Raw genomic sequence first — 23,535 nt, 5'->3', positions numbered from 1 at the left:
TTAGAAGTTTTTAGAACGATAGCTACCGTCCATAGGATAAATATTCAAAAACGTTCTGGCAATACCTTGGGCACTACCGGGATAGAGTATTAAGATGGGTATATCAATTTTATTGTAAATCAATTGCTCGATACGTCCAATCTTATCATAAGGATGCAACAACTCAAGATCCTTGAGGATGAGAAGCGGATGAACGGTAGCCATCATCTCCTGTTGGGTCTGAAGAATGGCATTGGCCACCACTGAATTGTCTTGAATCTCTTGTCGAATGCTTTCGTACAAATCAAATTCATTTTCTTCTTCAATCCAGACTTCATCGTAATATTCCTGGTTGTGAATATACTCCTGAAGCATTTTACCAATAGACAGAACTTTCACATCTGCAAAGCCATGGAATTTTGCTTTTGGAATCAAGTGAACAGGAATCATACGATATACCTCCATCGCATCTTCCACGTCGTAATTCACATAGCAGATGGGACGGTCACCCGTAGGGTTCAGAATGTCAGGACGACTCAGATAGCTAAGCGCTTCCTCAAATTTTTGTTCATATAGTTGCATTGATAAACTCCTCCATTGATTTGTAATTCCACGAAATTGTCAGTAATTCACCAGAAGTTTGAGCCATATAAGCCCCCTTTAGGCTGAGGTTCATAATTCGCTCCAATACCTGATGACGAGAGAGATTGAATAGACTCCATTCTTCCATGTCCCATATAGCCATGTCTGATAGTCCGGCAAAGTGTTGTTCGTGCATGAAATAGAGAATGGTGAAATCATTCACCTCGTATGGAAGAATCTCTCCTTTACGATTGATCATTTCATAATCAATGAAGCAAGAACGTACATAAGAAGTATTTCTCTTTTGAACCGATTCGCTCCATTTTGCTTTATCGTCTGTCACGAGCTGACTGATGTATTTGGCAACATCTTCTCTTTCCATGATTCGCAGGCTGTCTTTTTTGCATTGATTTAAGACGTTAATCACGGCATCAAAGAAAACTGCATTTTCACGAGCGCAATATACCATCAGTAGTTGAGTAAAATGCTTCAAGGACAAACCTCGCTCACGAATCATCTTTAACCAAATAGGCACATTAGGGTTCACCTTCATATAGCGTTTGTAGAATCCATCATAAATAATATGTACCAGTCTATTCTCAGTCTTACATGACAAGCAATCATTCTCTTTCACATACTTAATGAGCGCATCCTTATCCATTCCTTTTTGGTAAACAGATAGCAGGGACAATGTTTCATTAATCATTCCTGTGCCATGAGTCAGTTGGGTAGTGTATTTAGGATTTCTCATTAGTTGAAGTATGGATAACAGCTACTGCTGTTGGTGAATAAATTAGCATAATGATAGGCCATCACTCTGAGTGAATTGTCTATGTTGTCAGAAAGCTGACCAATATATACCACATCGAACTTAGGATCACATACGATGGTGGCCATGGATTGAATAAACTCCAACGGTTCCATGCCTAAATCAATCTCTTCATGAAGATGACTCTTAAGGTATGAATACAGTTCTTCCTCTATTTGAATAGGACATTTGAACAAGCTATACATTTCTTTGGGTATAAACTTCTCTTGTGTCTTCTGAACGATATTAACCATCAGGTTATAGAAGGCCAAATTGGATGACTTCGGGAAAAGGTAAGTCATATACTCCTTTGCCGCATTATCTTCCAAGCAAGGCCAAAGCCCTTTGGCGCACCCTGCCTTGTAAACTGCGAATCGCAATTTCAGTAGATTTATAATGTCTATATTTTCCATATCGCTCTTATTCTTTGTTGGTAGGTATAAGCAAATCTCTGATGTCAGCTTCAAGTAGCTTGGCTACTTTAGCTAATGTCTCAATTGATGGCTGTGACGTATTTGTACACCACTTGCTAATTGTTGCAGGGTCTTTGCCCATCTTGTCAGCCAACCATCTTGCAGTTTTCTTCTTCTCGACGAGAACCACTTTTAGCCTATTTAATTCTGCCATAATAATTAATTGTATTGAACTAATACGCAAAGATAAGACATTAGGACGACAACACGGCATGTTTTATTGATTATTTGTATTGATGACTAATATTTAATTGAAAAACATGCTGAATAGCATGAAAATCAGCGCTATTGCCCTATTATCCAGCTTTTGTATTGAAATAATGAAGCCAGCTGGCTTGCTCCATGTCTGCGACACCAAGCAAGTTTCAGCTGATAGGTTTTGGCTACCAATGGGATAAATCCAAGGCTGTGGCCAAAAAGAGAAGCTGCAAGGTTGCGTTCCGCCATTAGGATGCTACACTTCACTTTGCTGATTCTCACATTGTCCACAGTTGTTTGAGGATAAGCGGTTTCTTAGGAAGAATGGTTCAGAAGCTTTACTGTTGCAGGTTGCACTTGCAATAGAAGAGCTGCTGAATTTGTTTTGTGGAGGTTTGTCTGCATAAGGAAGACTTGTTCACAGAAGGAGATTCCACGCCACTCCCTACAGTCCTATTGCATGGGACGCAAGGGAAGTGACGCTGCAAGCTCTATTTGTTTTCGAAGATTTTTGGGTGAATACAATCGCGGCCTGCCTGATCCTTCACGGACAAGGTAGGCCGCTATATCATAGATAGTAGGTCAAATGATAATTCAATGGTTCATTTGCGCTTGCGCCCTTTCTTGGGCAGTCCGGCTGATTTGAAGGCGATCAAGTCGGTACCTTGAAACGATAGTCGGTCGCTCTGCAGTAATCGGATGAAAGGTAAAGGTCGTTCAGAAAGGCTGATATAGGTATAGATGGTGCAACGATGCACATCCAACAATCGGGCGGCTTCACTCACCGAGTAAAGTCGCTCCGGAATAATCTCCATAAAGTTTCGACATCTGTTCATCATGCTCTTTCTGCTTTTTGCGGTAAAGGTACGGAGGATTGGGAAGCGATACGAGACGTTAAATATTGGAGAATCAGTGCTTTAGTGGGAACTTGTAGGAATATGTGGCCGTATGCTGATGGTGAGGATTGATAAAGGTGATGAGGTTTATTGTGTGAGTATGAGAAAGGCATATGCTGGAGGGTTGACTGCGTTGACACGGTTGATGCCGATGATTGCAGGCTGTGAGGCCTGACGAAAGCCGCTGTATATCAGTTATTTCTTCTTTCTTCTTGAAAAAAGAGTAGATATAGATAGGCCAGAGTTTGTCAACGCTTGGCACGGCATTTTTTCTTTGGACGGATTTTCATCAACGCTTGTCAACGTTTGTCAACCATGTCTTTGTGATGAAAGATATTGATACATAATGGTTTGTGCTTTGTCAACGATAGCAACTCTGAAATGTACGCATATTATTTTCTGAGAAAAGAGGTTTGATACCTACTCATGTGTTCATCTGTGCCGCTGCGGATATGTTTTGCAAAGGAAGTGCCGCCAACAGCAAACGTCAAATTCGAGTAGAAAATCTTCCTCTGTCAAGCAGAGCGTATGGCACAAGTAGAAGAAAGCATCTGAAAGCAGTTGGCGAAACCTCAGACTTGGTTTTGCAAGTATTTCCCCAAACGCATCCGCAATGTTGGTGAGAAAGAGGTGGCTGATAGAACTCGGGTATATAGGTTCAAGGACGGGGTGGCTCATGAAGAGGTGGCTCAAATGACGGCATCGAGCATGTTGCAGCAGTATGGTGCGGCCTGTTCCACCATCGTCTTTACACCGGTGCCTGCATCCACTCCTCAGAAGAATGAAATCCGCTACAAGGCTTTTTGTGAGCGAGTTTGTGAACTGACCGGAGCCATCAATGGCTATGAGCATGTAAGAGTGTGTGGCGAACGTTTGGCCATTCATGAGAATCGTAAGGCCGAGAAGGAAATCCGCAAGGTGAACGTCATCGAGTTCGATGAAGAGTGGTTCAATGGCAAGACCATCGTAGCATTTGACGACATCATTACGCGCGGCATCAGCTATGCCACCTTTGCCATTCAGCTCGAAAGCTTCGGTGGAAATGTGCTTGGCGGCATCTTCTTAGCGAAAACCCATTATAAAGTAAAATGAATATGAAGACGAATGTAGATTTGAAGGGCCAATCGGTGGCCTTCACGGGGCATCGGGCTATTCCGGTGCCCATGCAGGCAGAGGTAATGAGACGACTCAAGGCAGCCGTTTCTTTGGCTTACTCCAGCGGAAATCGCCGCTTTTTATGTGGTATGGCTATGGGCTTCGATAGTTTGGCGGCAGAGGTGGTTCTTTCTCTCAAGGAAGACTTGCCTGACATCAGGTTGGTGGCAGTTGTGCCTTTTAGTGGCCAAGCGTGCCGAGGGAATGCCATCGAACGGAAGCGGTATTATCAGTTCATCAGTCAAGCTGATGAGGTGATAGTGCTGAGTGTGGATTATTACCCAGGTTGCTTGCTTCGCAGGAACGACTATCTGCTGGAGCATACCCACCAGGTGATAGCCTACTTCGATGGCCAGCCCAAAGGGGGGACGTATTATACTTGCAAGAAGGCCAAGCGATGCGAGATGGGAGTGGTGAATCTGTTTGGAGCCGAGGAGTGAAGACCGGATGGTGTGAGCCTTATAACCCCTTGTTTTAAAAAATAAAGTGCGATTCTTGCAGAAAATCCGCAGGAATCTCACTTTAATTTGCTATATAGGAGATGATATTCTTAGATTTCTATCCTGATCATCGAAGCGTCATCCTCAAACTCCCCAAGGATGGGGAGTTGTGTCGTAAACAATTGTTTCAAACCTAATTGCTTGTATAGCCCATCCGTGCAAAGAATGAGCTTACATCCAGCCTTAACAGACAAAACTCGATAGGGCCAATCCAGTCTCACTCCCTTACCTTTAATGCATCGGGTCAACAGCTGTTTACCATATCCTGCATCCAAGCTATGATCTGTAGTGAGAAGCTTTGTTTTTGCTTGTTCAGAAAGATAGATTCGTACATTTCCGAGCCAAGTGAAATGTGCGGTGTTGGCATCTATGAAAACAAGAGCTATAGCAGCACCCATCTTACTGTGGGTCTCTTTACTCTTTTGAGCGATGATTCGATCTGCATGTTCCAAGGCCTTGCCAAACAGTTCTTGAATAGAGTTTCTTCCAAGATTCTCGCAAATGAACTCAGAGACAGCATGAACGATGAGGTCAGCTGCTTCTTTCCCAAAGTTCAGACCGCCCATACCATCGGCCAAAACTGCTACTACTTGTTGGGGAGATAATTGACGAACGCACAAATTGTCCTCATTGGCGTAGTGTTTACCTCCTTTGGAAAAACAATCAATCTTCATCTTTTATTCCCTTTCGTAGTACGTTAGTCATTCCTATGAGAGTGTTTCGTAGGGTCATATGACCATTGCTGGCAGGATAATTACGACTCATCGTTCTCAAGAGGGGGCTGTTTTCGTCCAAATCAATCTGCTCTTGCAATTGGTCAATGTAGAATTGAAGATGCTCTTTGGAGAGGAACTCCCTCATTTCACAAGCTATCCATTTGGCACCACCTTTCAGTAAGTCAAAATCTTCGCTATCTTCCTCTACATCGTCAGGAACGGGCTGTTTGAAAGAAACATAAGCCAAGTAAAAGCTGTCCATGATATAGAGCATGTCGGAGGCATCTTTGTCTGTGAGCAGATGTCTATCCAGCCAAGTATCAAACTTGATAAGAAACTGACCCGACAAAGGTGCCATCTTAATGGTAATGGCATCATCAATGACCACCGTATCGGCGATGTTCATGACGTCCTTGAAGCACTTAACCGACATTTCGGGATTTCCCTCAGGAGGCCAAGCCACTTTCTCGTCCGCTTCAAGTTCCCCGAAGGGTACGATGTCAATCTCGTAGTCATTATTACCATCTTCCCCTTGATAGTAGAAGCGTTGTTTAGGCTCACCTTTGATGAAATGATTCTTCAACAAGTGTTCCTTTAGTAGCTCAAACTGACTCCAGTCTTTGAGGGTGATGGCCACATCGAGATCGGCCGTTCTTCGAGGCGAAGGTGGCATCTTGAGGATTTCCATGGCGATGTCTCTTGCCAAAGCGCCCACGATGAACACCTCTAGCTGTAAGTCGTTCATCACCTTACTCAATGCACACAAAGCGTCATAGAGTAAGTCATTTTGCAATTGCTCTCGTGTAAGTTTAAATTCCATTTTCTTTGATTCTTAAAGCAGCTTCACGGCAACGGCTATCACCCGTTCCCATCAAGTCGGCGTAAATCACTAAGGCAGGTGCCAAGCGTTCATCACTTTCTCCTATCCAAAATTTCTTGTAAATCTTTATCTCTCCCTGAGGGTCGGGCATCACCGCTCCGGTTTTTAGAAGCATGGTGCTGACTACATCTGAGTAAAGTTCGAACTCTCCGGGAATCAAATAGCCATCCAGTAAATTGGCTCCACAGTCGCCACCCCAATAGACTCCAAGGGGTAACTCTATCTCTTTCCAATGCTTTCTTGCCTCCGGCGAACGAAAAGCCATTCGGTTGACCAACAATTTAGGCTTCAAGAACTCATTGTATTGTTGTTGCCACCATTCAATCAGTTCCTCTCGCATGGCAATCTTTCTTCCTTTTTCTGTCTGCGCAAGGTAATTGTTCGCTTTCAGTAAGTCAAAAGCCTTGGTGATGGTACCTAGTGAGTAGCCCACCTTCTCTTGAATCTCACGATAGGAGAGATTGATGGTATCAGGGTGTTGCAGAAAGAACAGGATAAGTTTCATGCTTGCCTCATTGATTTTACCCGTAGCTGTTACCTTGGTTTCTGCGCTGCCTTTCTGGCCCACAACCTTCATTGTCAGGTTCTCGTGTCTAATGTCGCAGTTTCCAGCTTTATCCACCCAACTGATATGGTTGTCAGCCAATTGATTGGCCAATTTTTCATATAAGTGATTGGTGATTAAAAGCACAGGCACCTTTTTGAGGGCACTTTCAGCTTTCAAGGTATCAATAGTTGAGAGGATATTGGCATTGCTAATGGTCTTTTTTACGATGCAATGAAATCTTGTGCCATTGATGCTTACCGTTTGTGGCAAAGCATCAGTGGTTATTCTCTCATTACCCGTTGCTACCTTCAATCGGTGGATAGCATCGTGGAGCAGTTCCTGATAGTCGGTTCCCATATTTTTTATTATTTTGTTCACTATTTATAGAGTGTTCACGAATTTGTGAACACTGCAAATTTAGTGAACAATTTCCGACTAGCCAAACTTTTTGTTCACTATTTATAGAGTGTTCACAAATTCGTGAACACTGCTGCTTTCATGAACACACCTATTGCTCAGGCACATAATACTTCTGGTCTTTGGTTATCTTACTCAAAGCATCTTGGGCTTTCTGCCATTCCTCTTCTTCCAGATAGTCGTTGCAGTCTGATGCGACATTATGAGTGACGACTTCTCGCCAAAAGTACACATCTTCGGGTGTCCTTGCGTATTTGAGTGAATCGCCATGGAGTAATTCAATGTAGTGATTGACCTCTTCGGTCTGCTTTTTCGTAGGCTTATAGCCCGACCATTGGTCTTTGGCAAATTCTACCATGGCGGCAATGGCCGCACCTTGGGCTGTAAAGCGTTCTCGAATTTGCGCAGGAGTTAATTTCTTTCTTGACATGATTCTTTGTTTTAATGGTGATACATGGTTTACTCATTCATCTTGATCATCCACAACCACTTCTGTTTCCAAATCCAGACCAAACATCTCCTTCAACTGCAAATAGTCGAAGCAGAGCGCTTTGGGACGATTGACCTTCACATGCTTTACCTGCTGACCATTCACGATGTCGATAGAAAAGTCGGGCATACCGCTGGGCAGGAGAATGGTGAAGCGGTCCTGTTTCAAGCCCAGGTAGGACGCATGGGACTTGAGGTAGGAGATGATGGTGGACCAGTTGGAACGGTTGGCCGTGGCATTCATGTTTCGGCTATTGAAGAGCGAAGCTACGGCTGCTGTATTCAGGTAGAGGATGGGGCGAGCTTCTTGAAATTCGATGTCCTCCTTGACGTTCAGCGGACGGAAAGACTTCATATAGCGAATGCGGTAATGTGCTCGGTCGATACATTTTCCTGAAGTTTGGAAGCCCTGCAGCATACTCCAGAAGTCGGCCACCTCGGAACTCTCTTGTGCCAGCTCATTCTGATTGCGCATTCCTCGAATAGTGGTGTCGAATAATTCAGTGAAGCTGAAAGGTACCTCTATTACCGTTTCCACGGTCCGGAAAGTGGCCAAGGGTATCAGCCAATTGCCGAAGATGCGGTCGTGAATCACCTCTTGATCCAACTTCGTAGCCAGCTCACGCTTCGTGATGCTGTAGATTTCGGGAAAGTTCTTCTCGAATAATTCTCGATGAGATAAGACCTCGATGGTGAGATGGGTAAGGCCCAAGTTGCACAACGAGACCAAATCCTCATAGTGACGTTTTTCCAGCTGATTGAAGGAGGTTTTTGTGAAAGCCAAAAAGATGACACGGGTGTAGAGTGCCATATCTTGCGTTGGTTTGTCCTGTCCACATAGTGCCACGCCGGTAGTGACAATGGTTTGAGCAGCCATGCCATCGGTATTGGTATTCTTCTTGGTCTGGCCACCGCCACCCCAAAGTCCTTTGAGGTAGGCTATTTTTCGGAGGTCGAGGTCGTTCTTGTACTCATCCAGCACCACCAGGGTATTGATTGCTTGTGAAACACGGTCGTTCATAGCAGGAACCGACGTTACACCCAGGTTAGGAGGGTCGATGCCATGCAGGAAGAACGACTGGAGGGAAGTAGCCAAGGTGGTCTTACCAGTGCCTTTTTCACCAAAGAGGTTAAGTATTGGGAAATGGCGGGTACGGCGGAAGATGATGTCGCGAAACAAGGTCGATAGGAGGTAGGAGAAGGCGACACGAGCGTTCTCTCCAAACACTTCGGTGAGTCTGGCTACAAAGTCGTATAATTTGACACCATTTCGGTTTTCATGTACCATCAGACGCTCGAATTGGAAAATTTCCTGGTTGTGAATGTAAATCTTTGAGGTGGCCGGAATATAGAAGGCTTTGTCGTTGATGCCTCGTACAATGCCCAACTCATCGACCGCCTTGAAGCTTCCATCAAACCACAAACCATTGCCAAAAGCAAAGAAGCCTTCGATGTCGTTCCAACCCAGTTTTCGAATGCGCTCTGCCGTATCTGTCTTGGAATAAAGATATTCCTTGACGCGATTGAGCTTATCAATCTTGGCCAGCCACACGTAGTTGCCCAACGAACCAGCTTTCTGCTGGAAGTTACTCAAAGAGCAAAGCTCAGATTCCTTTAGCTCGATGACGCGGCATACATTGTACATATTGCGCAGGCGGAAGATGCGAGTGCCATTACTCTCATCCTCGATATGAAAGAGCGGTTCCATGATGAAATTGGAGATGCGAGACGGATCTTCGTCCTCGTCGCCAATCGCATAGTAACAATGGTCGCGCACGAACAGGCGAAACTGTCGTAGCAATTCAGCCTCTCGCTGCTGGTCGTTCATGCCCGTCTGCTTCTCATTTCGCTTTCGGGCTTCTCCGCGAGCTTGCGAAACGGCATCCCGCCAGAGTTTTACCTTGCCATGTAGCTTGGCCAGCTGTTCGATACATTGATCGAACACCAATTGGTCTTTGACATAGCGAAGCAAATCGGCTATTTCTGCCACACATTTGCGCTCTTCCATCAGTGAACCTGCTACAAAGAAGCGCTTCTGAGCCAGCCAAACGATGAAATGCTTTTCTGTTAGGGAGGTATAATCCTCTCGACAATGGATAAAGCTATCCGCATCGTTCTTGACGGGCTTCATTCTTGGCGCATCTTCAGGAACTTCACTATCAGCATACAGATTCTGCAACTCTTCATCTGTCATCGGTGCTTGGGCAAAAGGAAGCTCTCGAACGGTTACATGAAAACCTTTCTTGATAGCCGAAGCGCCATTGGCCATGACAGCCTCAAAACCGGGGCCATAAAATTTGTCTAAGGCCACATCGGAGTCTGGAACAAAGCAGACGGAGGACGTGAATTTTTTCAACTGCTCAAACTGCTCCTCTGTCCATGCGGTACCGAGTGAAGCTACTGTATTGTCAAAGCCAATCGATTGCATCTTCAGTACATCAGGCGCTCCTTCTACGATGATAAAGTAGTTCGCTCCACGCTGACGACTGGCACGGTCAATACCGAACAAAGTTTCGCCTTTGGAATAGACTATACTCGTAGCCGAGTTGATGTACTTAGGTGCTTGGGAATTCTTGCCGATATAGCGAGCCGTATAAGCGATGATACGCCCCCAGCGATTGCGGATAGGAATCATAATGCGCTCCCGAAACATGGCATAGGCACGGCCATCTTCACTACGCTTCAAAAGGCCCAACTCAAAGAGAAGCTCTTCGTTGAGTGCTTTTTGTCGACAAAAGTCCAGGAAGGCTTGACTATCCTTGGGGGCATAGCCAATAGCGGATGTCGCACAGAACTCCTCTGGCCAACGACCATAAGTATAGTCTCTGGCTGCCCGACATTCGTCATTCGTGTTGATTCTCATGTTTTCTTGAAAGAAACGCTGAACATGATCCAGCACAATCAACAAAGATTCCCGATGTTTGGCTTCAGCTTTCTGATCCTCCGTTTGCTTTTCATCCACATATTCTATCTCGATATTGTGCTTCTTGGCGATGAACAGTACCGCTTCCATGAAGGAGAGATTTTCTTTCTCCATGATGAAGGTGATAGCGTCGCCACCACGGCCACAACCGAAGCAATGATAGAGATTCTTCTGAGGATTGACCTTAAATGAAGCCGTATTTTCCGAATGAAACGGGCACAGACCTATCAGCGCCACACCTTTTTTGGTTAGCGTGACGTATGGTTCAAGTACCTCTTTAATGTCGAGGTCTCTCACTTTATTGATAGTGGTTTCGCTAATCATAATGTTGTCAGTAAAGTCCAGCAGTCGATGATGGACTGACCGGAATATTTGGGGCGGCAAACATTATCTGGGTTAAGTGGCTTGATATAGCCACTCTTCTTGTACTTGCGAAGCGTCTTGTGGCTGATACCCAACTCAGCACAGGTTCGCTTCACCGAATAGACTCCATTGGGGTCGCAAGTTGGCTTTAACTCTTTCATTTTACCTACTATATGATGCAGCAGTCCCTAAAATTGATATTTAAATGCAACTATATAGTAGGAACTGCTTCGCATTTATATAGCCACTATATTGTTTGCAAAAACAACCAATATATCCATTACTTCTTATCCTTTGATGGGGAATCATCAAAATAGTCCTGAACGGTGCGCTGCAACAAGCGCAAATCGGCTGTTCGATACTCCACTTTACCAGGGCGCTTATAGCATTGCACCTTCCCTTGGCGTCTCCATCGTTCCACATTCCGACGACCAAACATTTCATAAGCTTTGCGCTGGCTGATAAACTCCGGGTCGTCTTTGTCTGATTTGAGCAGCTTTACCACCCTTGCTGCCAAATCGTTAAGGAATGTATCATAGGGAATTAAGTGGTCCAAAAACTGCAAGAATTGCATAGGCCTATCAAGAGTTCAGGCCTAAGATACTCGCCGGACAATGATGAGGTGGTTCACCTTGTCGGTTCTGGTTTTGAACTGGCGACTATACATTACACCCAGCTCGGAAGCTTGTGTACGGACGCTTTTCAATCGTGTAATGGGGAAGTTGATTTCTTGACCAACTTCGAGTGCCATGAGCGCAGGACGAATTTTTTCTACTTTTTCTTCCATAATTGTTTGATGTTTAATATTTAATGTTTAACTTTGCGCTTGGAATAGCTGCTGTCAACAAGCGCAAAGCAACATAAAATGGTTTAGATAGCCAAATATTTGTTTGATTATTATTCAACTGATGTTCAATTTTTGATGTTTAATATATGAATATACCCGTAAATGACGTCCATATAGGCAAAGCGATTGATGAACAACGCGAAAAACTCAAGCTTAGTAAGTCTGAGTTTGGGCGTAGAATTGGTGTGCCCCAACAACATGTGAACCGTATTTTGGAGCGTGATACCATGGAAACTAAACGACTCGTTAAAGTCTGTCAGGAACTCGATTTCAACTTCTTCAGCCTGTTTTGCCCACTACCAGCCCAGCGGATTTCAGCTTATCTCTCCGCTATATCTTTAGCAGGTGATGCCAATAATCTCATCGGTGATGCGTCCTTATTGGCACAGCTGGAGAAAGTCAAAGGAGAATTGAAAGAAGCCCAAAGTGATTTAGAGCACGAGAAGCGGGAGAATCAGTTATTAAAAGAACAAATAGCACGTCTTGAAGCCAACATGAAGGACAAAGACGCCATTATTGAACTTTTGAAAGAAAGGAGGGAATAACTCATTACATTATAATAAATAATGTGCGCGCGATGCTTCAGCCATAATCAATGTATGCATCACGCTAAATTTTTCTTTTTTAATCCTTGAAATAGCATCAGAAGCCCCATACACTTCGCATACACTAACTTCATAAGATATTGAGTATCAGTGTAAAATTAGAGTGGCGCAAGCCGCCATAGAGGATTAAACCACTTCTGCAAAGCCTGTGAGATATGTGTGCACGGAAAACGCATACACTTCACATACACCAATCCATATAAGTTGTTGATAATCAATAATAACCATGTGGGGCGCAGGCAGCAATAGAAGATTAAGTATTACACGAATAAAAAAGTACTAATTCTATACATTAAGAAGGGTATTCTATTTGAATATCCTTCTTAATTCGTTTTAAAATATATAGTATTATTGGATATTTATTTCGTTATCTTCAAATTATAATTACTTTTGTATTAAACATTTTATATTTATTTATTAATATAGTAAAGTTTATGGCACGTAAAGTAAATTATTCAAAGAAGATCGAGAAAATTAAGGCTCAGTTGGATGAGCTGTCTGCTGAAATTGAGAATGGCTCTAAGAAGGAAGAAGAAGTGGTAGAACAGAAAGTAAAAATATCTGATATCGACTTCGAAGGTGAAGAGTTAGCTTCACTAATGAAAATTCAGTCTCGCTTAACACGCGCAATTAAAGCAAAAATAAACGGATAAACAAAACCTGGGTTTTTATATTATCGGGAAGGGTATTCTATTTCAGAATATCCTTCTTTTTTTGTATTAATTAGTTTTATATCCAATACCGGCTTGAACCAAAACAGCTTTAAAAATGTATTATGTAGACAAATAATTAAAAATGGTTGGTTATGGAAACTAAATTACTCAAAACAACGCAAGTGGTAGCATTCATCTGCACAATTATTCTCTTTTCAGGGTGTACGAAAAATATAATAACACTTGATATCGGAGACGAAAACAAACCCACGGGAGATAATAATCCGGATGGCACGAGCCTGATCACCTTTAACGCTTCTGTCGAAGATCGTAATTTACTTACACGGGCTATGTCTCCAATGAATCAGGGAATAAAAAGTACGTTATATGCTTTTGATCCTTCTACTCTAAATGGCATTAAATCCACACCTTCAGCGCAAGGATTGTACATAACATCTTCTCCCGGCGTATTAACCGGTGTGAATGGATATAAAATGTATTTGGAAAATGGTATTTTTGATTTCTATGCAGTATCCGATAATTTCTCAACTATTCCTCCTAAATTCTCTGCGGGAAAATCCGAACCATTATTTAATGGAATAGATTATTTATGGTGGCATAGCCCTAACCTGGACGTGGCAAGTTCACAGGTCAATATTCCGGTCGTTTATCTGCATGCGGCAACCCAGGTTGTCATTGAAATAACGGAAGGAGACAGTATACGATTGAATAAACTGGTTTCAGCCATGATCACTCCCCCTGAATCAGGAGCCAGCATGGAGCTGGCAACCGGAGTTATACCTCCGGCTACGAAATTAGATACTCCCGATAAAATGGGGATAAATGGTACTCTCGCCCAATACATTATGCTTCCACTGAAAATATCTACTCCGATGTCTTTAACACTTGAAGTGATGGTCAACGGAGAAAATACTTCACGAACTTATACTGTCGACGTGCCTGTTCCGGATGGGGAACTAAAGGCTGGCAATTCTTATTTATTTAATGCTATAATAGACGGTAATGCAGTTACGTTTTCAAGCGTAAATGTGAAAAACTGGACGGAAGTGGATGAAACAGGAAATCCTCTTTACCCGACTTTGAAGTAATTATGTGCCCTAAATTATTCCTGTTTGATAGAGCTATTGAATTTTAACCGATGGTCAATTTTTATCAAACAGCTTAAAAATCAGGTATAAAAGAGGAATGTTCACAGAGAATCTTCCTCTTTTCATTTATATTTCTTTATAAATTGTTGCCGGATTAAAGATAAAATACCGTATATTTGTTACTTGATGAAATAAAAAAAATAATATCAACGTATGGAGCGGTATTTAATAATTAAGACGAGGGATGAGTTGTTACGAATAAAGATAGGGCAGATACTCTACTTTGAAGCTGACAGAAATTATACTAAATTACTATTATCCAACGGGATCCAGTTTACGTTTGCGATAAATATCGGTAAAATAGAAGAGATACTTGAAAAGCAAGTAGCCGGTTGTAATAAGATATTAATGCGAGTTGGAAAAAGTCATATCATCAATAAGAATCATATTTTGCAGATCAATTTACCCAAGCAAAAACTGTTATTGTTGACAGAAGAGGGTAAACCCCGTGAACTTATAATATCCAAAGATCCTTTAAAAGTGCTAAAAGAATCACTGGAAAAGGAAATGGGAAAACCGGAAGAACCAAAAGAAATTAATGATGAAAATTAAAATTGGTAAAGCTGAAGATAATGATTTTATAGTTAATGATCCTCATGTAAGCAGACATCATGCTTGTCTGATTCGTGAGGATCACGGCTGTTGGCTATTGGAAGATCTCGGCTCTACTAACGGTACTTTCGTTAATGATTCACAGATCGTCAAGAAGCGTGTGACACCAACAGATAAGATTGTACTTGGAACCGGGTATGTATTGAATCTATCAGAAGTCTCCAAATACAATAATGATTACAGTGAAGAGTTTGCGGCCTTGAAGGATATATATAACGATTATGTTCAAGCAAAGGTTAAGATACAATCTGCTAATCAATTCAAAACGAGGCTGTTTCAGTCGTTGCCTTTTGCTTTGCCTGGTATAATAGGCGTCGTGATCGGTTTCTTAGGCAAAGGAAGTCCGGAGCTATTCGGATTAAGCTTATTCATAACTATTTGTGCTCCAACAGTCGGTATTTTTCTGGGAGCAAAGCAGGCATCCAAAACTCCCCAGCAGTTGCAAGATATTGCAAATCAGTTCAAAATAGATTATGTGTGCCCTAAATGCGGTACTTTTTTGGGTGAAATACCCTGGGAATCGCTTAGAAACAGAAAGCAATGTCCCGTTTCTTCCTGTAAAGCCAAGTGGGTGAACGAATAAGTTTCGTATCTCAAAAGCACTTGGTTTGTACAGAAAACCCAACCATTTGATTATAAGAGAGAATTAACCATTTATTAATCCATTACTTTTCCTACTTTTGTTTCCAGAAAGATTATTTAAATCAAACCAGTATGCAAGAGGAGGAATACACATTCGTTACACTAGACGGTGACGACTCCGTATTTAGTGATGCGGTAGTTGTAGATGTGGATGGGGAAAATGATTTATCTGATGTCGTGGTTATCGACAATGATAGTATGGATGTTTCAGATTTTATTACATTATCTGATGATACTATAATGTTGTCTGACGCAGATATGCAAGACACTTTCTCTACTGATATCGACGAAGCTGATTTATCATTTATGCTATGATCTCAATCAGATGTCCACATTGTCACGTAGGATTAAAGGTAGACGAGGGGAAATTACCCCTCGATCTTACCTCCTTCAAATGTCCGAAGTGTAAGCAACCGATTCCTGTCTCTTTGCTTCAACTGGGAAACAACGGGTTGGATTCCGATCAGGATACCATTCTGGTCAATCCGGTATTGAATAGTACCGGACAGCTTACAGTTGTCAGTGATTCAGCCACTCCCGAACAGATTTTCCCCCTTTATGAAGGTATTGCAGTCATTGGCCGTAAATCGAATGCTTCGAGTGCAACAATAGGAATTGTAACGGCCGACAAATCAATGAGCCGGGAACATATACGAATAGAAGTTAAAAAAGATCCGAAAGGAGGCTATAAACATTATCTTTCTGACAATAATAGTAAAAACCATACGTTATATAATAGCAATTACCTGGAGAATGGAGAAGTAGTAGTGCTAAAAAACAATGACGAGATCATTATCGGCCATACTGTTCTTCGCTTTAATGAATAAAATCTGTTCGTGCTATGAATATAACGATTGGTAAGCCTTGGGCCGTCTGTGAAAAAGGCGGCAGACAAAACAACGAGGATTCTATCTATCCGTTACCAGAAATGGTAAATTCCAATCAAAAACTATTTCTGGTCTGCGATGGTGTAGGCGGATCGGAAAAAGGAGAGATTGCCAGCTCTTTAGCCTGCGAATCTTTTCAAAGTTTTTTCTCTACTTTTCTGGAGGAAGAACCTTCCGGAGAGTTTATTAATAAAGCTGTAAGGTACACGGAAGCACGTTTTGACGATTATGTAAATTCACATCCGGAAGCCAAAGGAATGGCAACTACACTGACAATGGTTTCTGTCGGAGTTTCAGGGATAACACTTGCCCATATAGGAGATAGCCGGATCTATCAGTTCCGCCGCGGAGAGATCATCTACCAGACCGAAGACCATTCATTAGTGAACTCACTTGTCAAGTTAGGAAAAATTAGTAAAGAAGAAGCCCTTACTCATCCACAGAGAAATGTTATTATTCGCGCCATACAAGGCACGGAACATCCTACGGAAGCTGATGTCACTTTGCTAAATGATATACAAGCAGGCGATTTCTTCTTTATGTGCACCGACGGTGTATTGGAACGGCTTAAGAATGAGGATCTAGCACATATCTTTTCTTCTCATAGCAATCCGGAAGACATTAAAGATACTATCATGGCATCTTGTTGTGGAAAGACCAGAGACAACTTCTCTTTTTATATTTTGCCGGTTCAAAATGTTGGTGAATCTATCGGAATAAAACAAAATATTCTCTCTTTCCTTTATTCTTTTATATAAATAACGTAATTTTGGCAGATTAAAAAGAGAATTGCACGCGAAGTTATGAATTTGCCAAACGGACATCTTCTTCAAAATGGAAAATATCGACTTACCCATATAGTTGGTCAGGGCGGCTTTGGTATAACTTACAAAGGTGTTTGGTTTACCGAGGTTAAAGGGCCGTTGGGAACTATCAAAACTGAGGTTCCTATATGCGTAAAAGAATATTTTTTTAAAGATTACTGTTACAGAGATCCTGAGTCTTATGCTGTCAGGGTTCATTCTGAAACGGGGAGGGTTCTTTTTGACAAGTTTAAAGAAAAGCTGATCAAAGAGGCCAAAATATTATCGGAAGTTCATCATCCCCATATTGTCAATGTATTGGAAGTATTCGAGGAAAACGATACTGCCTATATTGCGATGGAGTACATTTCGGGAAACAGTCTTAAATATATGATGGATAAGGAAGGAGTTTTGCCTGAAGCGAAAGTCCTGAGATATGTTCATCAGATAGGAGAGGCACTCCAGTTTGTTCACGAGAAGAATATTCTTCACCTGGATATCAAGCCCAGTAATATATTGATCGATCAGAATGGGAAAGCACGACTGATCGATTTCGGTGTGAGTAAGCGGTATGATATCGAACAGCAGGAAACCAGTACCACGATGCTGACCTTATCGAAAGGTTTTGCTTCCATCGAACAATACGATAATGAAGGTACCCAAAGTTTTTCACCCTGTCCGGATGTTTATTCGTTGGGGGCAACAATGTATAATCTACTGACTGGGAAGATACCTACAGAATCTATTCTGCGGGCAACGCGTCCGTTGCCATCCCCCCGGGAACTGAATCCGGCTATTTCTGCAAAAACAGAGGCCGCGATTATCAAAGCAATGCAGATTATTCCGGCAGATCGTTTTCAGTCGGTATCGGAAATGCTTGCTGAATTGGATTTTCCGCAGATAGAAGAAGAGGTAGTAAAGAATAATATATCGTCACCCGAATATTTTGAAGAAGATGAAACAACAATCTTATTTACTACCCGCCTGCCTCAGTCAAAGGGAGCTGAAGATGATGAAACGGTATTAAACAACGTTGATTTACCTCCGGTACCTAAAAAGAAAAAAAGAAAAGTAACGTTAATATCTTTACTTATTATTATATTTGCAAGTATCGGTTCGGCTGTGGCACTTTTGGTTCAGCGATATAAAACGGCTCCTCCGGTAGCAGAAGTAATAAATACAGCTTCGGGAGGAAATACAGAGCCTGTACAGGATCCGGTTATGCCTGATATTATTGAAGAAAGTGATACACCGGAAGTGGTAGAAGAAAAAACAAAAACGGAGAATGAAAATGAAGGTAAAACAAATAAAGAGCAACAGGATACATCAACTGAACCGGTGGATAAACCAGAAACTGTTCAGCAACAGCCTGCATCAGTAAAGCCGGAAGTTAAACCTGTAGTAAAAGATGTGGAACAACCGGTAACGGTAAGACCGGAGCGCTCGAAAGAAGAAATTAATGCAGAATATTTATCGTTGATCAATTCAGGGAAAGATAAAATGGCTGCAGCTGATTTTTCCGGTGCAAAGGCTGATTTTACCAAAGCTTCAGAGATTAAAATGACAAAAGAGTTATTTGATCTTATTGGAGATTGTAAGCTCAAAGAAAACGAAAATGATCTGGCAGAACGGAAAGCCCAATATGAAGAAAAGATGTCTTTCGGTAAATATATTATTGTACGAAAGAAATCGAACGGAAATTACGGGGCTGTTGATGCAGATGCCATTGAACAGATTCCTTGTAAATACAAGAATGTGGGAAAAGCGGATAATGGACGTGCATTTGAACGTGCTGACGGTTTGTTTGACATATATAATACAGAAGGAGTGTTGATTAATCAAGGTGTACCGTATTATTAAATGTGTTTATGAAAAGACTTTGGATACTTATCTTATTAGTTGTTGTGCTTCCAGGATGTTTGTTGGCACAACAACGTTCCGAATACAATAGAAAAGGCGATGAAGCAATGAAACGCCAGGATTATAGTGATGCGAGGATGTGGTACGAAGAAGGGGTCAGCCTTTGCGACTCATACAGTATCGATCAGTTGACAGCTATATGGAAAGCAAATAAAAAAATGCGTGGCTCTATGCGCAGTTTAATGACTAAGTGCTTGAATTGTCTGACTGTGAAAGCTACAGATAACGACACGACGGCTGTTGCTCAATTAATCATCTACTATAATGAGGGGATAGGGACTCCGATCAGCGAGGAGTTAGCGACTTACTGGCAAGATCGTTTGGAAGAACTTCGTAAACCGGTAGAACCGATAACCTACGTACCCATACAAGAAAGAAAACCGAGAGAACCCATGAAGTTCTTTGTAGGGTATGCTTTCTCTATTGAAGCTCCTTATGGTCTGACGGTAGGAGGTGTAGGCGAACGGTTTGGATGGTATGCCCGCTTCAGAACCAATCTGTCTTTTGATGATTATACGAGTGAGTGCAAAGGAACAGATGAATTTATCAGTTATCCGGAAAACTCCGCATTGAAATTTACTAACAAGAAGAAAACAAACTGTTTTGCTGCATCTGCTGGTCTTGTTGTAAAATGCACTCCCTGGTTGTATACCTCTGTAGGATTAGGATATGGTAAAAGGGAACTTCTATGCGAGTATACTACTATCGATCATTCCGATACCAGAAATACAAATACTTTCTGGGCTAAAAATATTGACTATTCCTATGAAGGAGTTGTTGCCGATCTGGATTTTATGGTAAAGTTCGGGCCTGTATTTATTAGTGCAGGTTGTAATACTCTGAATTTTAAATATATTGATCTTAATGCCGGTCTTGGTGTATTCTTTTAATTGATAATCATATGAAACAACTATACTTACTATTATTCACATTGTTTGCAGCCTGTTTATTCGGATGTCTGGAAGAACCGGAAATGGATACAAGTCTCCAAAATGCTTTTGCTCCGGAATTAGAGAAATTTACAAGAGCTAACGTTGATATCACTGCTACGACGGTCGTTGCAAGAGCTACGGTAAAAAAAGAAAATGGCGATCCGGTAACAGAACGTGGTTTCATTTATTGGCTGAAAAATACGGATAAAGTTGAGACTGTAAATGAGACTAATTTAGAAAATGGGAAAGGTGAATTTAGTCAAAAAATAGAAAAGTTGCAGAACGATACTATTTATTACATCAGTCCGTATGCAAGGAATAAGAAAGGCATAACTTATGGAGATACCTTAGATATTAATACGAAGCCAGGTATTGGTAGTGTCGTTACCTCAGAAGTCACAGATGTTACTGCTACTACTGCTGTAGTGGGAGGATTAATTAAGGATAAAGGAGAAGGTGAAATCAAAATGATTGGTTTCAATTTATATAAGAACTCCGAATTGGATTCAATTATCAAGATTGATATGGATGAAATGCCTACAGATTCTACATTTATCCATACATTAACAGAGTTGGAACCTGAAACCGAGTATGTTATTGAAGCGATTGTAGAAAATAGTTTTGGACAATTCGCTACAGATAAACAAAGCTTTAGAACAAAGGACGGACATCCTGTACTTGGCTTTCTGTCTGAAATAGAAACTGATTATACATTTGCAACAGTAAGAGCCAAGTTAGTGAAAAAAGGGGATGGTGAATTAGATTCTATCGGTTTCTGTTGGGGAGAAGAAATAACTCAGGGCTTTTTACCTGATATTGAGAAGGATTCAGTTGTAAAATGCACTGTAGATGAAGAGGGAATATTTTTAGCTACGATACCAAACTTGAAAGCAAGGACGAGATATATTGTGCGAGGTTTTGCTGTAAATGCTTTTGGTACTGTTTATACTTCAGATAGTTTAGTTATAGTTGCAAAAAGCAATGTTCCTACTATTTTTATGGATGAAGCATCAAACTATGAAATGACAAGTGGAAATGTAACAGTAAGTGGTGTTTTACAGAGTGATGGTAAGGAGCGTGTTTCTCAGATAGTTGTTTATTATTCAACTGCAGCCACTCCGGGGCCGGACAAGTTTGATGGGAAAATATCCTTAACCAGAGATGAATTGGATGCAAATAATAAATTTAAAGTATCTTTTAATAAGCTGAAAGGTAATAAAACATATTATGTTAGTGCTTATGCTACAAATGAATCCGGTACAGAGTCCAGTAAAATTGTTTCATTTACAACTCCAAATATATTCTCTACGAATAATCTAGCCGCGTTTATAGGAGAAGATCGTATAGGCCGTACCAATTATTCTCTCTTTACATTAGATGATCAAGTATTTGTTCTTGGAGGAGATGTAGGAAACAGTCGGACAAACGAATTGTATGGCTATAGAGCTAGTAATAATATGTGGAAACAATTTGAGTCTTATGAAGTGGAAGTTATGAATATGGCTGTATGTACAAATGAAAATACAGCATATGTGTTTGGTGGCAATACGCTTACTCAAAATATAACTAAATGTAATTCATATAAAGATAATGTTTGGACTCCTTTGGCTCCATTAGAAAATGGAAATGTGCGTAACAAGGCAGCTGCTTTCTATTATAATGATTATATTTATTTAGTTGGTGGAAATATAAATTCAATAGCAACCGATACCATTTGTTCTTATGACATCAAGAATAATAAATGGGATGATTTTGGTAACTTCATAGAACCACTAAGTAATGGTATTGCGTTGGTTTTCGAAGATAATGTATACATTGGTTTAGGTGATAAGTTGGCAAATCGTGGATTTTGGAAATCTAATGGAAGTGATTTTAAGACTTGGGAACCATTAGTAGAGGAACTTCCGGGGAAAATGGGCAGCGTATCTACTGGAGTAATTTATAAGAGAAATATATATGTTGTAGACGAATTTGGTGTAATCTGGCAATTTAGTATAGATGACAAGGAGTGGTATCAACGTTCTACTTGTTCAGGAAAGAGTAGAAACTTTGATATATTCGTTCTGAATGATACTATCTATATTTTAGGACTGGATATTTATGCTAATGATTTTATGACCTACGACCCTTCATGGGATAATTAATATGAACAGAACTGACATCCTAAACCAGATACAAAAAAACGTAGAACGTTTGTCGGCTTCCTGTTTGCCGGAGTATAAATATATACCGTTGCATCAGAAGCCGTCACCTTCCGTTCATTCGCTTCGGGAGATCATGCGGTTGTTGCGGAAAGTGATCTTTCCGGGATTCTTCGGTTCCGAGCAGGAGGCGCAGGTCGATTCCATACAATATTATACAGGAGTATATCTGGAGCAGATATATGACCTGTTGCAGGAACAGATATACAACGGATTATGCTTTGAAGTAGACCGCTGCTGTGACTCTAAAGACCGTGCTTCAGAAATCGCGATCAGCTTTATCAATCAGATACCTCACATTAAATATCTGCTTTCAACGGACGTTAAAGCAATCCTGGACGGTGACCCTGCCGCTAAAAGCGTCAGTGAAATAATATTTTCTTATCCGGCCGTACGTGCAATCCTGTATCAGCGGGTAGCTCACGAATTATTGAAACTCGGAGTACCCGTGCTGCCACGCATCATTACAGAAATGGCACATTCGGATACGGGGATCGATATTCATCCGGGGGCACAGATCGGCGAGTACTTCAGTATAGACCACGGCACCGGTATCGTGGTCGGGCAGACAGCCATTATCGGAAATCACGTGCGCTTATATCAGGGAGTTACGTTGGGAGCCAAGAACTTTACCCTCGATGAAGAAGGACTGCCTATGGATATACCCCGGCATCCGATCCTCGAAGATCACGTTACCGTCTATTCCAATGCTTCGATACTTGGACGGATCACAATCGGAGAAGGTTCAGTGATAGGAGGTAACATCTGGTTGACCCATAGCGTACCGCCCAACTCCAAAGTACTTCAGTCGCGAGCCGTTGAAGACAAATAAATCTTTTTCATTTTTTAGCCTGAAACACTACTATTAATTAAAGAGAAATACGTATGTTTGCGTTACACCCTGACAGGGTCTAATACCTTAAATGCATACGTGATGAGCAAAGTAAAAACGTTAGATGACCTTCGGAAGATGCGCGAATCCTTACGCACCTCCCTCGATTTGCGCGAGAAAAGTAATAACCCCGAACAAATGGTTCAGATCAAGGTCGCAATGGCCACCTGTGGTATAGCGGCAGGGGCTAAAGAAGTGATGAGCTACTTTATCGAAGCTCTCGACCGCGAACGTGTGGATGCACTGGTTACCCAAACCGGCTGCATGGGATATTGCTATGCGGAGCCCACTGTCGAGATTACCGTTCCCGGAAAAGAACCGATCGTATTCGGTAGCGTCAATAAACCGAAAGTGGATGAGATCATTTCCTGTTACATCAAACAAGGTATTTTGGTGGACGGTATCATCCCCGTCAATTATAACTCGGTCGGCGCCGAATAACAAAC

General features: G+C 41.6%; 28 protein-coding genes. 15 read left to right on the top strand and 13 right to left on the bottom strand.

Annotation, left to right across the window (positions count from 1 at the left end; all coding sequences use genetic code 11):
• From HMPREF1212_RS11345 to HMPREF1212_RS11325, 5 genes are all read right to left on the bottom strand, one after another.
• Positions 1-561, bottom strand: a complete 561-nt coding sequence (locus tag HMPREF1212_RS11345) for a DUF1788 domain-containing protein (protein ID WP_046149423.1) — start codon at positions 559-561, stop codon at positions 1-3.
• Positions 548-1,312, bottom strand: a complete 765-nt coding sequence (locus tag HMPREF1212_RS11340) for a BrxA family protein (RefSeq protein ID WP_046149422.1) — start codon at positions 1,310-1,312, stop codon at positions 548-550. The genes HMPREF1212_RS11345 and HMPREF1212_RS11340 overlap by 14 nt, the downstream gene beginning before the upstream one ends.
• The gene (locus HMPREF1212_RS11335) at positions 1,312-1,782 is read right to left on the bottom strand and encodes a BrxE family protein (RefSeq protein ID WP_046149421.1); all 471 of its coding nucleotides are present in this window, start codon (positions 1,780-1,782) and stop codon (positions 1,312-1,314) included. Before HMPREF1212_RS11335 ends, HMPREF1212_RS11340 begins: the two co-directional genes overlap by 1 nt.
• Before the next feature lie 7 nt (positions 1,783-1,789).
• Complete coding sequence (locus HMPREF1212_RS11330; RefSeq protein WP_046149420.1) at positions 1,790-1,996, bottom strand: helix-turn-helix transcriptional regulator; 207 nt, start codon at positions 1,994-1,996, stop codon at positions 1,790-1,792.
• Between the two features lie 646 nt (positions 1,997-2,642).
• Positions 2,643-2,879, bottom strand: coding sequence for a MerR family transcriptional regulator (locus HMPREF1212_RS11325; RefSeq protein WP_046149419.1), 237 nt, complete (start codon positions 2,877-2,879; stop codon positions 2,643-2,645).
• A 618-nt stretch (positions 2,880-3,497) separates the two neighbouring features.
• Between HMPREF1212_RS11325 and HMPREF1212_RS11320 the strand changes: the two genes are divergently transcribed.
• Positions 3,498-4,028: a ribonucleotide-diphosphate reductase subunit alpha gene (locus tag HMPREF1212_RS11320; protein WP_232430082.1), complete on the top strand. Its 531-nt coding sequence runs from the start codon at positions 3,498-3,500 to the stop codon at positions 4,026-4,028.
• 2 nt (positions 4,029-4,030) lie between these two features.
• Complete coding sequence (locus HMPREF1212_RS11315) at positions 4,031-4,531, top strand: SLOG family protein (protein ID WP_046149418.1); 501 nt, start codon at positions 4,031-4,033, stop codon at positions 4,529-4,531.
• A 110-nt stretch (positions 4,532-4,641) separates the two neighbouring features.
• Here HMPREF1212_RS11315 and HMPREF1212_RS11310 read toward each other — a convergent pair whose 3' ends face one another.
• From HMPREF1212_RS11310 to HMPREF1212_RS11280, 8 genes are all read right to left on the bottom strand, one after another.
• Positions 4,642-5,265: a PP2C family protein-serine/threonine phosphatase gene (locus HMPREF1212_RS11310; protein ID WP_046149417.1), complete on the bottom strand. Its 624-nt coding sequence runs from the start codon at positions 5,263-5,265 to the stop codon at positions 4,642-4,644.
• A complete protein-coding gene (locus HMPREF1212_RS11305; RefSeq protein ID WP_046149416.1) occupies positions 5,255-6,127 on the bottom strand; it encodes a hypothetical protein in 873 nt (290 codons plus the stop codon). Before HMPREF1212_RS11305 ends, HMPREF1212_RS11310 begins: the two co-directional genes overlap by 11 nt.
• The gene (locus tag HMPREF1212_RS11300; RefSeq protein WP_008998462.1) at positions 6,117-7,091 is read right to left on the bottom strand and encodes a type IV toxin-antitoxin system AbiEi family antitoxin; all 975 of its coding nucleotides are present in this window, start codon (positions 7,089-7,091) and stop codon (positions 6,117-6,119) included. Before HMPREF1212_RS11300 ends, HMPREF1212_RS11305 begins: the two co-directional genes overlap by 11 nt.
• Before the next feature lie 151 nt (positions 7,092-7,242).
• Positions 7,243-7,581, bottom strand: a complete 339-nt coding sequence (locus tag HMPREF1212_RS11295) for a hypothetical protein (RefSeq protein ID WP_008998461.1) — start codon at positions 7,579-7,581, stop codon at positions 7,243-7,245.
• A 33-nt stretch (positions 7,582-7,614) separates the two neighbouring features.
• Complete coding sequence (gene dnaG / locus HMPREF1212_RS11290) at positions 7,615-10,887, bottom strand: DNA primase (RefSeq protein WP_046149415.1); 3,273 nt, start codon at positions 10,885-10,887, stop codon at positions 7,615-7,617.
• Positions 10,884-11,087 (bottom strand): MerR family transcriptional regulator, encoded by a 204-nt coding sequence (locus tag HMPREF1212_RS27310; RefSeq protein WP_082099873.1) that lies wholly within the window; start codon positions 11,085-11,087, stop codon positions 10,884-10,886. The genes dnaG and HMPREF1212_RS27310 overlap by 4 nt, the downstream gene beginning before the upstream one ends.
• Before the next feature lie 119 nt (positions 11,088-11,206).
• Positions 11,207-11,500 (bottom strand): hypothetical protein, encoded by a 294-nt coding sequence (locus HMPREF1212_RS11285; protein WP_008998459.1) that lies wholly within the window; start codon positions 11,498-11,500, stop codon positions 11,207-11,209.
• Positions 11,501-11,521: 21 nt separating this feature from the next.
• The gene (locus tag HMPREF1212_RS11280; protein WP_008998458.1) at positions 11,522-11,713 is read right to left on the bottom strand and encodes a hypothetical protein; all 192 of its coding nucleotides are present in this window, start codon (positions 11,711-11,713) and stop codon (positions 11,522-11,524) included.
• 146 nt (positions 11,714-11,859) lie between these two features.
• On the opposite strand from HMPREF1212_RS11280, the gene HMPREF1212_RS11275 reads away from it, so the two are divergent.
• From HMPREF1212_RS11275 to HMPREF1212_RS11215, 13 genes are all read left to right on the top strand, one after another.
• A complete protein-coding gene (locus HMPREF1212_RS11275; RefSeq protein WP_046149414.1) occupies positions 11,860-12,318 on the top strand; it encodes a helix-turn-helix domain-containing protein in 459 nt (152 codons plus the stop codon).
• A 494-nt stretch (positions 12,319-12,812) separates the two neighbouring features.
• Complete coding sequence (locus HMPREF1212_RS11270) at positions 12,813-13,031, top strand: hypothetical protein (RefSeq protein WP_028729373.1); 219 nt, start codon at positions 12,813-12,815, stop codon at positions 13,029-13,031.
• A gap of 152 nt (positions 13,032-13,183) precedes the next feature.
• Entirely contained in the window at positions 13,184-14,140 is a 957-nt protein-coding gene (locus HMPREF1212_RS11265; protein WP_044193159.1) for a fimbrillin family protein, read from the top strand.
• A gap of 213 nt (positions 14,141-14,353) precedes the next feature.
• Entirely contained in the window at positions 14,354-14,752 is a 399-nt protein-coding gene (locus tag HMPREF1212_RS11260; protein ID WP_028729371.1) for a LytTR family DNA-binding domain-containing protein, read from the top strand.
• Positions 14,742-15,395, top strand: coding sequence for an FHA domain-containing protein (locus tag HMPREF1212_RS11255; protein WP_046149413.1), 654 nt, complete (start codon positions 14,742-14,744; stop codon positions 15,393-15,395). Before HMPREF1212_RS11260 ends, HMPREF1212_RS11255 begins: the two co-directional genes overlap by 11 nt.
• 131 nt (positions 15,396-15,526) lie before the next feature.
• Complete coding sequence (locus HMPREF1212_RS11250; protein WP_028729369.1) at positions 15,527-15,769, top strand: hypothetical protein; 243 nt, start codon at positions 15,527-15,529, stop codon at positions 15,767-15,769.
• A complete protein-coding gene (locus tag HMPREF1212_RS11245; RefSeq protein WP_028729368.1) occupies positions 15,766-16,281 on the top strand; it encodes an FHA domain-containing protein in 516 nt (171 codons plus the stop codon). The genes HMPREF1212_RS11250 and HMPREF1212_RS11245 overlap by 4 nt, the downstream gene beginning before the upstream one ends.
• Positions 16,282-16,295: 14 nt before the next feature.
• Positions 16,296-17,099, top strand: a complete 804-nt coding sequence (locus tag HMPREF1212_RS11240) for a PP2C family protein-serine/threonine phosphatase (protein ID WP_028729367.1) — start codon at positions 16,296-16,298, stop codon at positions 17,097-17,099.
• A 45-nt stretch (positions 17,100-17,144) separates the two neighbouring features.
• Positions 17,145-19,004, top strand: coding sequence for a serine/threonine protein kinase (locus tag HMPREF1212_RS11235; RefSeq protein ID WP_046149412.1), 1,860 nt, complete (start codon positions 17,145-17,147; stop codon positions 19,002-19,004).
• Between the two features lie 8 nt (positions 19,005-19,012).
• A complete protein-coding gene (locus tag HMPREF1212_RS11230) occupies positions 19,013-19,954 on the top strand; it encodes a hypothetical protein (RefSeq protein WP_046149411.1) in 942 nt (313 codons plus the stop codon).
• Positions 19,955-19,965: 11 nt separating this feature from the next.
• Positions 19,966-22,140, top strand: coding sequence for a Kelch repeat-containing protein (locus HMPREF1212_RS11225; RefSeq protein ID WP_046149410.1), 2,175 nt, complete (start codon positions 19,966-19,968; stop codon positions 22,138-22,140).
• A 1-nt stretch (position 22,141) separates the two neighbouring features.
• Positions 22,142-23,029 carry a serine O-acetyltransferase gene (locus tag HMPREF1212_RS11220; RefSeq protein WP_046149409.1) on the top strand — a complete coding sequence of 296 codons (888 nt, stop codon included), beginning with the start codon at positions 22,142-22,144 and terminating at the stop codon, positions 23,027-23,029.
• Positions 23,030-23,131: 102 nt separating this feature from the next.
• A complete protein-coding gene (locus HMPREF1212_RS11215) occupies positions 23,132-23,530 on the top strand; it encodes a (2Fe-2S) ferredoxin domain-containing protein (protein WP_046150350.1) in 399 nt (132 codons plus the stop codon).
• Positions 23,531-23,535 lie beyond the last annotated feature (5 nt).

This window comes from Parabacteroides sp. HGS0025 (assembly GCF_000969845.1).
Classification (GTDB): domain Bacteria; phylum Bacteroidota; class Bacteroidia; order Bacteroidales; family Tannerellaceae; genus Parabacteroides; species Parabacteroides gordonii.
Note: the sequence above shows the minus strand (reverse complement) of the source record. Positions and strands in the feature narration are given on the sequence as shown.